18 protein-coding genes and 1 tRNA gene are annotated in these 14677 nt (G+C 61.1%); 4 read left to right on the top strand and 15 right to left on the bottom strand.

Annotated features, from left to right (window positions below; all coding sequences use genetic code 11):
- Positions 1-95: 95 nt before the first annotated feature.
- On the top strand, positions 96-311 hold the full coding sequence (locus tag H6M51_RS11820) for a hypothetical protein (RefSeq protein ID WP_246780495.1): 216 nt from the start codon (positions 96-98) through the stop codon (positions 309-311).
- A 77-nt stretch (positions 312-388) separates the two neighbouring features.
- The gene (locus tag H6M51_RS11815) at positions 389-538 is read left to right on the top strand and encodes a hypothetical protein (RefSeq protein WP_185810051.1); all 150 of its coding nucleotides are present in this window, start codon (positions 389-391) and stop codon (positions 536-538) included.
- A gap of 24 nt (positions 539-562) precedes the next feature.
- On the opposite strand, the gene H6M51_RS11810 is transcribed toward H6M51_RS11815, so the two are convergent.
- From H6M51_RS11810 to H6M51_RS11770, 9 genes are all read right to left on the bottom strand, one after another.
- Positions 563-1588: a PHB depolymerase family esterase gene (locus tag H6M51_RS11810; RefSeq protein WP_185810050.1), complete on the bottom strand. Its 1026-nt coding sequence runs from the start codon at positions 1586-1588 to the stop codon at positions 563-565.
- Between the two features lie 178 nt (positions 1589-1766).
- Positions 1767-1843 (bottom strand) — tRNA-Pro (locus H6M51_RS11805).
- Between the two features lie 121 nt (positions 1844-1964).
- The gene (locus H6M51_RS11800; protein ID WP_185810049.1) at positions 1965-2378 is read right to left on the bottom strand and encodes a hypothetical protein; all 414 of its coding nucleotides are present in this window, start codon (positions 2376-2378) and stop codon (positions 1965-1967) included.
- An 82-nt stretch (positions 2379-2460) separates the two neighbouring features.
- Positions 2461-2994, bottom strand: coding sequence for a MerR family transcriptional regulator (locus H6M51_RS11795; protein WP_185810097.1), 534 nt, complete (start codon positions 2992-2994; stop codon positions 2461-2463).
- A gap of 125 nt (positions 2995-3119) precedes the next feature.
- Positions 3120-3458 carry an integration host factor subunit alpha gene (locus H6M51_RS11790; protein WP_185810048.1) on the bottom strand — a complete coding sequence of 113 codons (339 nt, stop codon included), beginning with the start codon at positions 3456-3458 and terminating at the stop codon, positions 3120-3122.
- 108 nt (positions 3459-3566) lie between these two features.
- Positions 3567-4538 (bottom strand): beta-ketoacyl-ACP synthase III, encoded by a 972-nt coding sequence (locus H6M51_RS11785; RefSeq protein ID WP_185810047.1) that lies wholly within the window; start codon positions 4536-4538, stop codon positions 3567-3569.
- Between the two features lie 16 nt (positions 4539-4554).
- Positions 4555-5601 carry a phosphate acyltransferase PlsX gene (gene plsX / locus H6M51_RS11780; protein ID WP_185810046.1) on the bottom strand — a complete coding sequence of 349 codons (1047 nt, stop codon included), beginning with the start codon at positions 5599-5601 and terminating at the stop codon, positions 4555-4557.
- Between the two features lie 101 nt (positions 5602-5702).
- Entirely contained in the window at positions 5703-6263 is a 561-nt protein-coding gene (locus H6M51_RS11775; protein WP_185810045.1) for a DUF177 domain-containing protein, read from the bottom strand.
- Positions 6264-6325: 62 nt separating this feature from the next.
- Complete coding sequence (locus H6M51_RS11770) at positions 6326-6865, bottom strand: ubiquinol-cytochrome C chaperone family protein (RefSeq protein ID WP_185810044.1); 540 nt, start codon at positions 6863-6865, stop codon at positions 6326-6328.
- Positions 6866-7106: 241 nt separating this feature from the next.
- Between H6M51_RS11770 and H6M51_RS11765 the strand changes: the two genes are divergently transcribed.
- The gene (locus H6M51_RS11765; RefSeq protein ID WP_185810043.1) at positions 7107-7610 is read left to right on the top strand and encodes an outer membrane protein assembly factor BamE; all 504 of its coding nucleotides are present in this window, start codon (positions 7107-7109) and stop codon (positions 7608-7610) included.
- A gap of 96 nt (positions 7611-7706) precedes the next feature.
- Here H6M51_RS11765 and H6M51_RS11760 read toward each other — a convergent pair whose 3' ends face one another.
- From H6M51_RS11760 to ribH, 4 genes are all read right to left on the bottom strand, one after another.
- Positions 7707-9845, bottom strand: a complete 2139-nt coding sequence (locus H6M51_RS11760; RefSeq protein ID WP_185810042.1) for a sodium-translocating pyrophosphatase — start codon at positions 9843-9845, stop codon at positions 7707-7709.
- 154 nt (positions 9846-9999) lie between these two features.
- Positions 10000-11226 (bottom strand): MFS transporter, encoded by a 1227-nt coding sequence (locus H6M51_RS11755; RefSeq protein ID WP_185810041.1) that lies wholly within the window; start codon positions 11224-11226, stop codon positions 10000-10002.
- A 10-nt stretch (positions 11227-11236) separates the two neighbouring features.
- Positions 11237-11716 carry a transcription antitermination factor NusB gene (gene nusB, locus H6M51_RS11750; protein ID WP_185810040.1) on the bottom strand — a complete coding sequence of 160 codons (480 nt, stop codon included), beginning with the start codon at positions 11714-11716 and terminating at the stop codon, positions 11237-11239.
- Between the two features lie 3 nt (positions 11717-11719).
- Positions 11720-12178, bottom strand: coding sequence for a 6,7-dimethyl-8-ribityllumazine synthase (gene ribH / locus H6M51_RS11745; RefSeq protein WP_185810039.1), 459 nt, complete (start codon positions 12176-12178; stop codon positions 11720-11722).
- Positions 12179-12505: 327 nt separating this feature from the next.
- Here ribH and H6M51_RS11740 point away from each other — a divergent pair, with 327 nt between their 5' ends.
- Positions 12506-12868, top strand: a complete 363-nt coding sequence (locus tag H6M51_RS11740) for a hypothetical protein (RefSeq protein ID WP_185810038.1) — start codon at positions 12506-12508, stop codon at positions 12866-12868.
- A 232-nt stretch (positions 12869-13100) separates the two neighbouring features.
- Here H6M51_RS11740 and ribD read toward each other — a convergent pair whose 3' ends face one another.
- Both ribD and nrdR read right to left on the bottom strand, forming a co-directional pair.
- Positions 13101-14189: a bifunctional diaminohydroxyphosphoribosylaminopyrimidine deaminase/5-amino-6-(5-phosphoribosylamino)uracil reductase RibD gene (gene ribD / locus H6M51_RS11735; protein ID WP_185810037.1), complete on the bottom strand. Its 1089-nt coding sequence runs from the start codon at positions 14187-14189 to the stop codon at positions 13101-13103.
- A 1-nt stretch (position 14190) separates the two neighbouring features.
- Positions 14191-14667 carry a transcriptional regulator NrdR gene (nrdR, locus tag H6M51_RS11730; protein ID WP_185810036.1) on the bottom strand — a complete coding sequence of 159 codons (477 nt, stop codon included), beginning with the start codon at positions 14665-14667 and terminating at the stop codon, positions 14191-14193.
- Positions 14668-14677: the final 10 nt, after the last annotated feature.

Raw genomic sequence — 14677 nt, 5'->3', positions numbered from 1 at the left:
AGCCCCATACTTTCAGTATGATCACACCGGCACAAATTCGCGCGGCGCGCGCCATGCTCGATTTGACGATCGACAGGCTGTCGCAGGAGAGTGGAGTGTCCGCTCTCCTCATCCTCCAAATCGAAACATCAAACGGCTACGATGCCACACCTCAGCATTATGGGGCGCTCAAGGAAGCCCTCGAGCGCCTGGGTGTGGTCTTTCTGAGAGCTGGAGAAGAGGCCGCAGGCGGCGAGGGTCTGCGCCTGGCCGCCGCTGGAAGCGAAGCTGGCCTGAGGCCCGAAGAGCTCCATTCCGCCAACGACGATTGAATTTCTGCAATATGGCGATGGAACAATAGCTGCGCTTGCGACTTTCCCTGTCCGACATCACAAGACAGGAGATTTTCATGAGCCGAAACAATGGCCTCTACCTCATCATCGGCGCCCTCGCAGTCGCTGTCATCGGACTGGGGATGTATGTTTACCAGGAAGAGCAGAAGCCGGATGGCGTGGAACTGACGATCGGGCAGAACGGCGTATCGATCGAAGAGAACTGAGCCATTGGCTGGATCGGGCTCCCTTCAACGGAGCCGGATGAAGGTCTCGTAGAAGGCTTCGGGGGCGCTTATGGCGCCCTCGATGATATAGGGCTGGCGAACTGTCGCCGCATGCCGCGCCGCAACTGGCAGCCCGTGGTCCAGCCCATCGATCAGTCGATATTCAAGCAACGTCCTGCCGTCAGCGTTCCTCCAGACCGCCACGTTGCCTGCAGCATCCATCCCTAGCTCACCAGCAGCCTCATCAAGCCCGTGGAGGTCGAGCCACTGGGCAAGCAGAGAGCCCGCATTGGCAGGGGCAACGATCCTGTCCGCCCTTCCCTGCCAGATGGAAACGGCGGGCATCGTCCGGGCGGCACCCTTCGCGGCACCTCGCGCCAGATCGCCCCATTCACCGGGACTGCGCTTGCTGCCCGATTTCATCACGGAGAGGGCCGTCATGGCATCCCTTGCCGCGCCGAAGGGCAAGCCGCCGATCACCTGCCCCGAGGCGAAAAGCTCCGGATAGGTCACCAGAAGAGCATTGGCCATGGCCCCGCCGGCTGACAGTCCCTGGATGAACACCCTGTTTCGGTCTATGCCATGCCGCTCGATAGCATGCTCGATCATCTGGCGGATCGACATCAGTTCACCGCGGTCATGCGCCACGGCGCTGGGGCGAAACCAGTTGAAGCAAAGATTGTGGTTGTTTTCCTTTCGCTGCTCCGGGAAAAGCAGCACGAAACCCTTCTCCCGCGCCATCCGGCTCCAGCCGCTTCCCTGATCGAACTGCCGCGCGGTTTGCAGACAGCCATGCAGCACTACGACCAGGGTCGGAGGGTCCCGTCTCTTCGGTGGCGCATATTCGAGCATGGTCAAACGCCCGGGATTGCTGCCAAAAGCCTGTATCGGCACCAGGCCAGATCTCGGCCTGCGCGGTTTGGGCGCCTTGGCGGTCTTGGAAGGTTCAGCGAAGCGGAATTTGGGCATCGCCTTCTCAAGATTGCGTTTCCAGCGCTTCTGGCTGCGAAGCATGGCCGACAACGGTGACATCGAGAGTTTGAAGCGCATGGATCATCGGCTCCCTTCGAACCTTCAACCTATATAATGCTGCATTGCAGCAATGATAGGACAAGCATGAAGAAAGGTCCGACGCCTGGGATTTGGAAAAAGAAAAGCCGGGGACCTTGCGGTACCCGGCTCTCGAAGACCGTTCGATTGGATCAACAGTTTGATCTTACGAAGGAAATGGTCGGAATGGCGGGATTCGAACCCACGACCCCTTGACCCCCAGTCAAGTGCGCTACCTGGCTGCGCTACATTCCGTCACATGGCCACCGTGTTTTTCTGATCGCGGATGACCAGTTCGGCAGCCCGTTCCCTTTAGACAGTCAGCCATTTCTGCGCAAGGGGAAACTCCGGGAGGATTGAAAAAATGAGAGGATGATCAGTTGAGCCGCTGCATGAGCGCGCGGATTTCGTCAAACCGGCGCCGCTCTTCCGGCTCCTCGCTGTTGGCTGCATAACAGCTCGAATCCATACAGAAACGAGACACCTTCAAGGGGTCGGCCCCACCTTCGAATTGGCACTCGATTTCGTCGGTGATGTCCTGCGGCTCACTGTCGAGTCGCGTCGAATATGTCAGTCGGGCTCCCGGCGGATCCAACTCCGGAAAGGCCTGGACGACGCCAATCTTCAGGTCCTCAGTCATCAGCATGCTCTTGGCGACGAAGATGCAGGCTTCTTCCACGGTGGACGGTCTTGCGGCCGTAGCGCCGGACGACTCAGTCGTCTGCTGAGCGCTGGCGGGAGCCACCGCGAGCAGGGACAGAAGCGGGATCGAGATCAGTTGACGTTTCATGGAGCCTCGCGCGGGTTGCGTGTTGGTCACAAAACGTCGGAAGGCTCAGCGATGTTCCACCGGCGGGAACGCGGTAATGCAATCAGCGCACCTGGTCGAGAAGGCGTTTGCATTCAAGCAGATCAAACAAGGCTTCCTGCAGAAGTGCGCGATCTTCCTTGCCGACAGACCCTTTTCCAACCGAGATTTCCGGAGCGTCATCATTCGCGCCACCGCCGAACCCGAAGAAGCGGCCGCTCGTGCGCAGCTTGGGGCGACCGACAACCTGGTCTTCGTCGAGGTTGACTTTCGGTTCTTCGCCCTTCGAAGCATTGGCTGCCACCAGCGCTTCCATGGTGGCGACATCGCCCGTGGCGACGGCCATGACGAACTTGTTGCCATTGCTTTTCAGGAGCTTCTGGACGCCCTTGATCGTGTAGCCCTGGTCATAGAGCAGGTGCCGGATGCCTTTCAGCAATTCGACATCGTCCGGTCGATAGTAGCGTCTTCCGCCGCCACGCTTCAGCGGCTTGATCTGCGGGAATCGGGTTTCCCAGAAGCGCAGGACGTGTTGCGGCAGATCGAGATCATCCGCCACCTCACTGATGGTGCGGAAAGCATCCGGGCTCTTGTCCAACTGCATCACGGCGCTCCTCGATTGTCGCGCGACCACACGACTCGGATCACATTTCAGCGGGTTGAGGATCGCATTTCAAGCGCTTGGTGACCGGCGGCAAAATGCTCCACCGGTTTTGGTCGCCGTCAGGCCGCGGGGTTGGCAGGCTTCTGTTTGGCCTTGCGGGCGACATGGGCGCGCAGGATGCGCTGCTTGAGCACGTTCGATGCCTTGAAGGTCATCACACGACGCGGAGAAATCGGGACTTCCTCGCCGGTCTTCGGATTGCGGCCGATCCGCTCGTTCTTGCTGCGCACCTGGAAGGTCGCGAACGAGGAAAGCTTTACCGATTCACCACGTACGATGGCATTGCAGATCTCGTCGATGACCGTTTCCACGAGTTCGGCAGATTCCGTGCGGGAAAGACCGACCTTGCGAAAGACTGATTCTGCCAGATCCGCACGCGTCACTGTCTTCCCGGCCATTGTTGTCGCCCGCCTAAATCAATGATCTTGTTGAATTGGGCAGAGACTATTGCCCTTGGCCTCAACGGTCAAGTGCTTGTCGATGCGCAATTTTTGGGGTTTCAAATGCTACCAGCGCAGGAGAACGGCGCCCCAGGTGAAGCCACCCCCCATCGCCTCGAGCATTACAAGATCGCCCCGCTTGATCCGACCGTCCCCGGCTGCGGTCGCCAGCGCCAGAGGAATGGAGGCTGCAGACGTGTTGCCGTGCTTGTCGACGGTGATCACGACCTTTTCGTCGGGGATGCCGAGCTTCTTGGCCGAACCGTCGATGATGCGCTTGTTCGCCTGGTGGGGGACCAGCCAGTCGATGTCGTCGGCCGTCGTGCCGGTGGCGGTGAAGGCGGCCTCGATGACATCGGTGATCATGCCGACGGCGTGCTTGAAGACCTCGCGGCCCTCCATGCGCAGATGGCCGACCGTGCCGGTGGTCGAGGGGCCACCGTCGACATAGAGCTTTTCGCGATGCGCGCCGTCGGAGCGAAGGTTGGAGGTCAGCACGCCGCGATCGGCGACGGTCCCCTCGCCTTCCGCCGCTTCGAGGATGATGGCGCCAGCGCCATCGCCGAAGAGCACGCAGGTGGTGCGGTCCGTCCAGTCGAGGATGCGCGAGAAGGTTTCGGCACCAATGACCAGCACACGTTTTGCCATGCCCCCGCGGATATAGAGGTCCGCCGTCGCCATGGCATAGACGAAGCCGGAGCAGACGGCCTGGACGTCGAAGCCGAAGCCGTGATGCATGCCGAGACGGTTCTGGATGTTCACGGCAGTCGCGGGGAAGGTGTTGTCCGGGGTCGAGGTGGCACAGATCACCAAGTCGATGTCGGCGGCCGTCAGGCCTGCACGCTCGAGCGCTTCCTGCGCGGCTGCCGCACCCAGCGAGGCCGTTGTCTCACCTTCACCGGCGATATAGCGCTGCTTGATGCCCGTGCGCTGGACGATCCATTCGTCCGAGGTTTCGACCATGCTTTCGAGATCGCGATTGGTCACAACCCGTTTCGGGAGCGCTGCTCCGAAACCGCGAACTACAGAACGGATCATTGAAGTTTCCTACCTTTCACGCCGCTTCGGGGCCGGCCGGTGACGGGTGCCGCGCGTGATATTTTTTCAAATCGTTTTCGATCTTCTGCGTGAGACCGTTTCGGGCCATGTCATAGCCCACATCGAGAGCTGCCGCAAAGCCTTCGGCATCGGTGCCGCCATGGCTCTTGATGACGATGCCGTTCAAGCCGAGGAAGACACCGCCATTCACCTTGCGCGGGTCCATCTTCTCGCGCAGCCGGTCGAAGGCGCCCTTGGCGAGAATGTATCCGAGCTTCGCCATCCAGGTCCGCGACATCGCCGATCGCAGGTATTCGGCGATCTGCTTGGCGGTGCCTTCCGCTGTCTTCAGCGCGATATTGCCGGTGAAGCCTTCGGTCACGACCACGTCGACCGTGCCCTTGCCAAGGTCATCGCCCTCAACGAAGCCATAGTAGTCGATCGTGTCGAGGCCGGCCTCACGAATGAGGCGACCGGCTTCCTTGACCTCCTCCTGGCCCTTGATCTCTTCGACGCCGACATTGAGCAGACCAACCATGGGCTTTTCGATTTCGAACAGGGCGCGGGCCATGGCACCACCCATAACGGCAAAATCGAGCAATTGCTGGGCATCCGCGCCAATGCCTGCACCAACGTCAAGCACGATGCTCTCGCCCGAAAGCGTCGGCCAGATCGCCGCGATCGCGGGGCGTTCGATGGTTGCCATGGTGCGCAGGCAGAACTTGGCCATGGCCATCAGGGCGCCGGTATTGCCGGCGGAGACCGCGACATCGGCCTGACCCGTCTTCACCGCCTCGATCGAACGCCACATGCTGGAGACATAGCGGCCGCGGCGCAGGGCCTGGCTCGGCTTCTCGTCCATGGTGACGGAGATATCGCAATGGTGAAAGGTGGATTTGTCCTTCAGTTTTGGAAACTGGGCCAGGATCGGCAGGCAGCGTTCCTGCTGACCGAAGAGAATGAAGGTTACATCGGGATGACGCTCGAGTGCCTTGGCGGCTCCGGGGATGACGACTTCGGGACCGAAGTCTCCACCCATGACGTCGACAGAAATTCTGATCACTTAGACCTGACCCTTCTTCATCGCTGGCCAGCGATATTTTCGGCCAAAATACCGCTTTTCCATCGGCAGACAACCCACCCGCAAACGCAGATGGGGGATGATCAATCCTTTTTCCAGTCCTTCAAGACGGCAAATGGGGAGGGTTTCCTGTCCTCTTCGGCCTTGCTTTCGATATGGCCGGAGAAGGCGACGCCTTCCTTCTTTGGATAGGGATCGATGTCGAGCGCTGCAAATTCGGCCACCAGGGCGCCGGCATCGATCGTGTCCCCGGTGAAGGTTTCCGGAAGATCTGGACCTTCCGGATCGAGCACCATTTCGCCCGCACCGTCGAGCACGATCCGCGCCGGTTTCGATCCCTCGGGGACAAAGATCTGGTCTATTTCCTGATCGATCGTCGAAACCACGGGTTCCAGCGTGACGACGCAGGCCTGTACGAGTTCACCCGTCACATTGCCCTTGATGCGAACGCCATCCTTCTTCCAGCGGGCAATCTGCAAGTCGGCCGAAAGGCGATTGACCGCCTCGACCTTCCACAGTTCGGCCAGGCCGGCGCGCTCGCGCTCGTCCGCCTCCACATGGACCTGAACGGGATTTGCGGAGATGTGGGCGACCTTCACCAGATAGGTGAACTCGCGAGGGTCCCTTGCATTGCTGCCTGCCATGTCATCAATCCTTGTCGTTCCGTCCGGTCTGCGACCTGTGGGCCCGGATCGCCTCCGGGCAGTCAGCCACCCGGGACGGCCAGACGGGCCATGCCCGTCTCGATTTCACTCTCGTTCAGAGCCGCGAGCGCCTGTTCGGCCGTAAACATCCAGTCGGCGAGCGCCTGCATGGACGGTGCCGCATCCCCGTGTTCGGGATGGATGTTGCGCTTCAGCGCCGCCGCCAGCGCTTCGCGATCATTTTTATCGAGGGCCGCTGCGTAGGACTCCAGCCGACCGTAATACATGCCCGCGAGCTTCTTCATGCGTTTTGGCACGCCCGTATCGCCGATTCCAAGCTCACGGATCGAATGATCGACATCCTCGAAGAAGGCATCGATGATGTTCTGGGCGATCTCCTGGCCGCTGCGCGGGGACTTCGCGGTACGGCGAAAATAGAGAATCAACATGATCGTCAGCATCTCGAACCGGCCGATCACGGTATCCGGCACATTCATGTCGAGATAGAAGGTGGGCGTGCGGGCAGCCGCCGTCAGCGCGCCATATTGACGCTCGACGATCACCTGATTGTTTCTTTTCTGCTTGAAGAAGCCGAATACCATCGAGTTCCACCAAAAAGAGCCAGTGAAGTGACAAGCCCGAACGTGGTCATGTTGCATGATTGCGAAAGCTGGTTTACCGAAGCAGGCGTGAATTGCAATGCCGATATCCGGCACCGATGCCGCATCTCGCGGCAGAGTGACCGGCAAAACGGCAGCGCAGGCGTTATGGCAGCTTTCCCCGGAAAGGCCACAATGCTATGCGCAAGAGCGATCCGGCATCCAGAGGATGCCATCGACAGTCATGGGAGACGTTTGCGTGGACATTCGGAATTTCAAGTCGGACAGAAAGCTTCTGAGCACGACCGCACTTGCGCTTGCTGTCACTCTTAGCCTCTCCGCCTGCCAGACCTCCGAGGTCTTCCACAACGGCTACGTCGTCGACCAGGCGGCCCTCGATCTCGTGCCGGTTGGTTCGAGTCGCGAACAGGTTCTGCTTTCGCTCGGCACACCCTCGACCACGGCCACTTTCGATGGTGAAGTCTTCTACTACATCTCGCAGAAGCGGACCCGCTCTGTGGCGTTCATGAAGCCGCAGCTCGTGGACCAGCAGATTCTGGCAATCTACTTCGACAAGGACGGCATCGTCACGCAGCGGGCCAACTACACCCTGCAGGATGGCCGCGTCTTCGATACGATCTCCCGCACGACTCCGACCGGCGGCCGCGACCTCACCTTCCTGCAGCAGATGCTGTCGGGCGGCAGCAGTGCAGCCAATACGGTGCGCAACATCTTCAGCGGCCAGTAAGCCGTTTAGGGCGCCCTCGGGTCATCCGGTTACAGCACACAAGAAGAGACCGCGGAAGTTGCCTTCCGCGGTCTCTTTCGTTTCAGCCTTCAGCCTTCAACCTGCGAGGATCGCCAGAAGCAGAAGGGCGACAATGTTGGTGATCTTGATCGCCGGATTGACGGCAGGACCTGCGGTATCCTTGTAGGGATCGCCGACCGTGTCGCCAGTGACGGAGGCCTTGTGGGCATCCGAGCCTTTCAGGTGCTTCACCCCATCCTTGTCGATGAAGCCGTCCTCGAAGCTTTTCTTGGCATTGTCCCAGGCGCCACCACCCGATGTCATCGAGATCGCGACGAACAGGCCGTTGACGATGACGCCGAGGAGCGACGCACCGAGCGCGGCAAAGGCGGACGCCTTCGAGCCCGAAATCAAGAGCACCCCGAAATAGACGACGAGTGGCGCAAGCACCGGCAAGAGCGAGGGGACGACCATTTCCTTGATCGCTGCGCGGGTCAGGATGTCCACCGCCCGACCATAGTCCGGCTTGTCGGTCCCCTGCATGATTCCCGGCTTTTCACGGAATTGGCGACGGACTTCCTCGACGATCGAGCCGGCCGCGCGGCCAACGGCCGTCATGGCGATCCCACCAAACAGGTAGGGAATGAGGCCACCGAAAATCAGGCCGGCGACGACATAGGGGTTGGAGAGATCAAAGGATATCGAGCCCATATCCGCGAAATACGGATACTGTGCGCTGTTGGCGGCAAAGTATTGCAGGTCGTTGGCATAGGCGGCGAAGAGCACAAGCGCGCCGAGACCGGCAGAGCCGATCGCATAACCCTTGGTGACGGCCTTGGTGGTGTTGCCAACGGCATCAAGGGCGTCGGTCGACTTGCGCACTTCCGGCGGCAGGTGGGACATTTCGGCGATACCGCCGGCATTGTCCGTTACCGGGCCGAAGGCGTCGAGGGCTACGATCATGCCGGCGAGGCCGAGCATGGTGGTGACCGCGATCGCCGTGCCGAAGAGACCCGCGAGCTGGAAGGTCGCGATGATGCCGCCCACGATGACAATGGCCGGCAGCGCGGTCGATTCCAGCGAAACGGCAAGCCCCTGGATGACGTTGGTGCCGTGACCGGTGACCGAAGCCTGGGCAATCGAGTTGACCGGGCGCTTGTTGGTGCCGGTGTAGTATTCGGTGATCACGACGATCAGCGCGGTCACGACGAGGCCGAGAATGCCGCAGATGAAGAGGTTGACGCCGGTAATGGCCATACCGGACACGGTTCCGAGCGTGCCCCAGCCGATCGTCAGCGACGTGGCAATGGCGAGACCGGCCACCGACAAGAGCCCGGTAACGATCAGCCCCTTGTAAAGGGCGCCCATGATCGAGCCGTTGGTGCCGAGCTTGACGAAGAAGGTGCCGATGATCGAGGTGATGATGCAGGCGCCGCAGATGGCAAGAGGATAGACCATCGCGATGTCGAGTGCGGCGGAACCGGCAAAGAAGATCGCCGCAAGAACCATCGTCGCGACGACCGAGACCGCATAGGTCTCGAAGAGGTCCGCGGCCATGCCGGCGCAGTCACCCACGTTGTCGCCGACATTGTCGGCAATTGTGGCCGGGTTGCGCGGATCGTCTTCCGGAATGCCGGCCTCCACCTTGCCGACGAGGTCCCCGCCGACGTCAGCGCCCTTGGTGAAGATACCGCCACCCAGACGGGCGAAGATCGAAATCAGCGAGGCACCGAAGCCGAGTGCCACCAGCGCATCGATCACTTCGCGCGAGCCGCTTTCATGGCCGAGAACCGCCGTCAGGATGTAGAAGTAGATGGCCACGCCCAGCAGTGCCAGACCCGCGACCAGCATGCCGGTAATCGCTCCGGACTTGAAGGCGATGTCGAGGCCTGCGGCGAGGCTGTGAGATGCGGCCTGTGCGGTGCGCACATTGGCGCGGACGGAGACGTGCATGCCGATGAAGCCGGCCGCGCCGGAAAGGACCGCGCCGATCAGGAAACCGATCGCAGCGGAAGCGGAAAGTAGAAGCCATGTGGCGACGAAAACAACGGCGCCGACGATCGCGATGTTCAGGTATTGCCGAGTGAGGTAAGCCTGAGCACCCTCGCGAATATAGCCTGCAATTTCCTGCATCCGGGCATTGCCCTGGTCTGCAGCGAGCACCGAGCGCGTCGCCCAGACCGCGTAGACCACGGACAGAAGCCCGCATAAAATTACGCCTAGAAGAACCGTCATTCGCAATACCCTCCCGTATTGCCCGCGCCTCACTCATCGCGGGCCGTGACTCGCAGACTCAGGCCCCCTCCTCCGAGACCTCGTCAACGCGTGGCGAGATTGCGTCGCGCTTTCGGCGGCGTCAAGTACGCATATTTCGCGCTGCTGAGGGAACTTAGGCGGGTTTACGGGCGGCTGCACGCAGCTGCAGAAGCACCAGCAACAGGCAGGCAATGGTAATCGGCCATATGACCAGATTCATCACAGACCAGCCGAAGGCGGTGAAGACCTTGCCGGAGGAGAAGGACGACAGAGCGACCGTCGAGAAGAGGATGATGTCGTGGAAACCCTGGACCTTGTCTGCCTCGGCCGGGCGGTAGCTCGACGCGACGATCGCGGTGGCGCCGATGAAGCCGAAATTCCAACCGATACCGAGCAGCACGAGTGCTCCCCAGAAGTTCCAGAGCTCGACACCCCAATGGGCGATTACGGCGCAGGCCATCAGAATGAGCAGGCCGGCCGCAACCACCTTCTCCGCGCCAAAGCGCGTGATGAGCACGCCGGTAAAGAAGCTCGGCGCAAACATCGCAATGACATGCCACTGGATGCCCAAGGTCGCGAGGTCCGAGGAGAAGCCGCAGCCGACGACCATGGCGAGCGGCGCACCCGTCATCATGAAGGTCATCAAAGCATAGGAGCTGATGCCGCAGATCATGCCGGTCATGAAACGCTGGGTCATGACGATCTCGCGCAGGGGCCTGGTCGGGCCCGATGCCTCGGCCTTCTTCTCGGCCATGGTCGGCAGCTTGAGGAAGAACAAGACGACGATCGCGCACAGCAGCAGCGGGACCATGCCCAGGAAGGCTCCGGCGAAGGTGACCGGCGCGAGGGCATCCTTGAACCAGATCGCGATCTGGGGGCCGGCGATGGCCGAGATGATACCGGCGGCAAGGATCCAGGAGATCGCCTTGCCCTTGTAGAAGCTCGGCGACGCATCGGCTGCGGCGAAGCGGATCTTCTGGGTGAAGCCGCCCGAGACGCCCATGAGGAGGAGTGCGAAGGCGAAGAGCCAGAAGTTGGACTGGATCAGCGCGAAGGCTGCGAGTGCGCTGCCAAGCGCACCCATCAGGGCACCAACCATGAAGCTTTCACGGCGGCCAAGTACGCGAGACGCTGCTGCCACGACGATTGCGCCGACGGCGACACCAATATTGAAGCCGGTGAGCGGCGCGGTCGAAAGCGATTTGTCGGCACCCAGCATCTGGAAACCGGCCAGACCGCCGACGGCAAAGGCAAGCGGTGGAGCGGAGCCCAGGATCGCCTGAGCAACTGCGAGCAGACCGACATTCCGCCGGGCCGTCGAAAGATGTCCGTCCAGCCCTGCCTCAGTCGCCATGCTCATCGGTCCCATCCTATTTTTGCGCGGGGGCGCGAACCTGCTTTGCAATTCGGTCGAGAACGGCGTTGACCAGCTTCGGCTCGTCGTCGGGGAAGAAGGCCTGAGCGATCTCGACATATTCCGTTACAATAACGGCGATCGGCACATCCTTGCGTTCGATCAATTCGAAGGTTCCGGCGCGCAAAATGGCGCGGACAGTGCTGTCGATGCGTGAAAGAGCCCAATCATCCTGGAGCGCCTTGGCAATCATCGGATCGATCTTGGTCTGGTCCCGCACGACGCCCGCGACGATCGAGCGGAACCAGGAGGCGTCCGCCTTCAGATAAGTCTCGCCATCAACTTCCTGGCCGAGACGATGGGCCTCGTATTCGGCGACCACCTCGAGCACGCCTGAGCCGGCGATGTCCATCTGGTAGAGCGCCTGGACGGCTGCGAGGCGGGCTGCGCCGCGCTGGTTTGCCGGTTTCACCGGATGTTTGCCTTCACCAGTCATCGATCAGCCACCCAGCTTCTTCTTCAGTTCGATCATTGAAAGGGCCGCACGGGCTGCGAAACCGCCCTTGTCCTTCTCGCTGCGCTTGACGCGGGCCCAGGCCTGCTCGTCATTCTCGACGGTCATGATGCCGTTGCCGATGGCCAGCGACTCGGAGACGGCGAGATCCATCAGGGCGCGGGAGGATTCGTTGGCGACGATATCGAAGTGATAGGTCTCACCGCGGATGACCATACCGAGCGCGATGAAGCCGTCGTACTGCGTCCCCTCATCGTCCATGGCGTCAAGCGCCATGGCGATGGCCGGCGGGATCTCCAGCGCACCGGGTACCGTGATCACGTCGAATGTCGCGCCGGCCTCTTCGAGCGCGTGCTTGGCGCCATCCAGGAGAGCGTCCGACATATCGTCATAGAAGCGTGCCTCGACGATCAGCAAATGCGGCGGAGCCGTCTTGTTTCCCATGGGTCTCGTCCGATCTTGAATGTGATTGCGGCCCCTGGCCGAACAGAAACGCGGTCAAACCACGCCATTTCCCGGAAGGCAAGCGTTTTTGCAACAAGCTCGGCGAGTGCCGAGAGGGACGCGCCCGACACGCCTGCAAAAGCCGACACAGGCTTGTTGTTCCAGTCTCGCTAAAGCTGGCGGAAATCGGGCTAATTGCATGCCATATTTTTTATTATTTTCAGCAACTTAGCGGCCATATTCCGCCACAAATCGGAGTGAGCTTCGGCCCTGCAAGCGAGCGACGGAATCCCCCGCCATCGCAACCATCCTAGAAAGGACACGACCATGAATCGCTTTGCCACCATCCTCACCGCAACCGCTCTGTCTGCTGTCGCCTTCGGTGCACAAAGCCAGGCCGCCATGCCTTCGGCTGCCGCTGCGCACAAAGCCAAGATCGAAAGCACGATCCAATCCATGTCACCAGCAGGGTTCCGCGTGGTCAGGATCAACTCGCTGAAGAGCAATGATGCCACACGCCAAAAGTTCAGCGTGGTTTCCCCCTCCTCCCCGGAGGCCCGCGTGGTTCAGGCTGCAGTCATTGCCAACCGACCGCTCGCATCGAAGCTTGAAGGCCAGAAAGTCAAAGTGACCGACATTGTCGGCGCCGAGCAGACCGCCAAGGGGGGCGTGACCTTCTACGTACGCTGATCAGGGCACATTCCCTCTTCCAGTCTTTCGACTTGGCCCCGTGACCCCTGTGGCACGGGGCTTTTTTTGCGCGCGGAACCTTTAGGCTCGACGAAGTGTTGTCAGATGGAAAGGCAGCCCGGAGGAGGTTGCCTCACAACACACCAAGGAGACACCCCATGGGCCGTGGCATTCTTCTCTGGCTGGTCGGCGTGCCGATCCCGCTCATTCTGTTGATATTGCTGTTCTGGAACTAAACCCAGGCGGAGGCCGGCAGACGCTCGAAGATCTGCAGTCTGTCGGCCCCGATCTGCCGCGCCTCGGTCATCACGAAGCCAGCCGGCAGGCGATCGGCGGTTATCGGCGAGGCAATCCCCCCGTCGCCGATATTCAGCTTTGAATCATAGAGGTGAATGCGGTCCACCAGTCCCCGTCCTAGAAGGTCGGCGGCGACGCGGGCTCCGCCTTCAACCATCAGGGTGGAGATGCCGCGTTGCGCCAGCAAGGCGAGCAGTTCTTCGATCCCGCCGACTTCAACGATTTCGACACCCTTCTCCCGAAGCAAAGCACAATGCTCCGAAGCACCCGGCGACACCGCGACGAGCACCGGGTAATTCCGCGCTGTCAATGCCAATTTTGAGGAAGAAGGCAATTCCGCCCTGCGGTCGAGCACGACCCTGAGCGGCGACGCATCCTCCAGGCCGGGAAGTCGCACGGTCAGTTCCGGGTCGTCGGCAATCGCGGTGCCGATCCCCACCAGAATCGCGTCGCTTTGAGCCCGCAGCCGATGCACATCCGACCGCGCATCCGCTCCGGTGATGGCGACTTGCCCGGCACCCTGCCGGCCCAGCATGCCGTCGGCAGAGACCGCAAGTTTCAAAATTACTTGCGGTCGTCCTTTCGTCTGCCGAGTGAGGTAGCCGGCCATCGCACGACGGGCTTCCTTCTGCAGTATGCCGATGGTGACCTCGATGTCGGCGTCCGCAAGGATCTTCAAGCCACGACCCGAGACTCGCGGATCGGGGTCCGCAACGGCGACGACCACGCGGGCAATACCGGCTGCCACGATCGTATTGGCGCAAGGCGGGGTCTTGCCATGGTGGGAACATGGTTCGAGCGTGACATAGGCCGTTGCTCCCCTTGCCTTCGCGCCGGCTTCGGCGATAGCCTGCGGCTCGGCATGCGGCCGGCCGCCAAGCGCGGTCACGCCACGGCCAACGATTTCACCATCCTTGACGATCACACATCCGACGGACGGGTTGGGGCCGGTGCGCCCGACATGCGTGAGCGAGAGCTCGATTGCCTCCCGCATATACCGTTCATCGCGGGCCGTAATGGACACGTCAGTCCGCCGTGCTGTCTCGGGAGATCTTTGCGTTGATCTCGGAGATGACGTTCTCGAAGTCCTCGGCATGGCTGAAGTCGCGATAAACCGAGGCGTAGCGGACGAATGCTACGTCATCGAGGGTCTTCAGGGCTTCCAGCACCTGAAGGCCGATTTCCTCCGAAGAAATCTCCGTTTCGCCTGAGCTCTCGAGACGACGCACGATACCGGATACGGCACGTTCGATGCGCTCGGCATCGACGGGGCGTTTGCGCAGTGCGATCTTGAAGGACCGCACCAGCTTGTCGCGGTCGAACGGCGCCTTGCGGCCGGTCTTCTTCAAGACCATCAACTCGCGCAGCTGCACCCGTTCGAATGTGGTGAAGCGCCCCCCGCAATCCGGACAGATGCGCCGCCGGCGGATGGAACTGTTGTCCTCCGCCGGTCGCGAGTCCTTGACCTGGGTTTCATCCGATCCGCAGAAGGGGCAGCGCATCAGCCGTATG

The organism is Rhizobium sp. AQ_MP, assembly GCF_014237835.1.
Taxonomy (GTDB): domain Bacteria; phylum Pseudomonadota; class Alphaproteobacteria; order Rhizobiales; family Rhizobiaceae; genus Allorhizobium.
The sequence above is the reverse complement of the archived record's forward strand: the minus strand, read 5'-3'. Positions and strand labels throughout refer to the sequence as shown.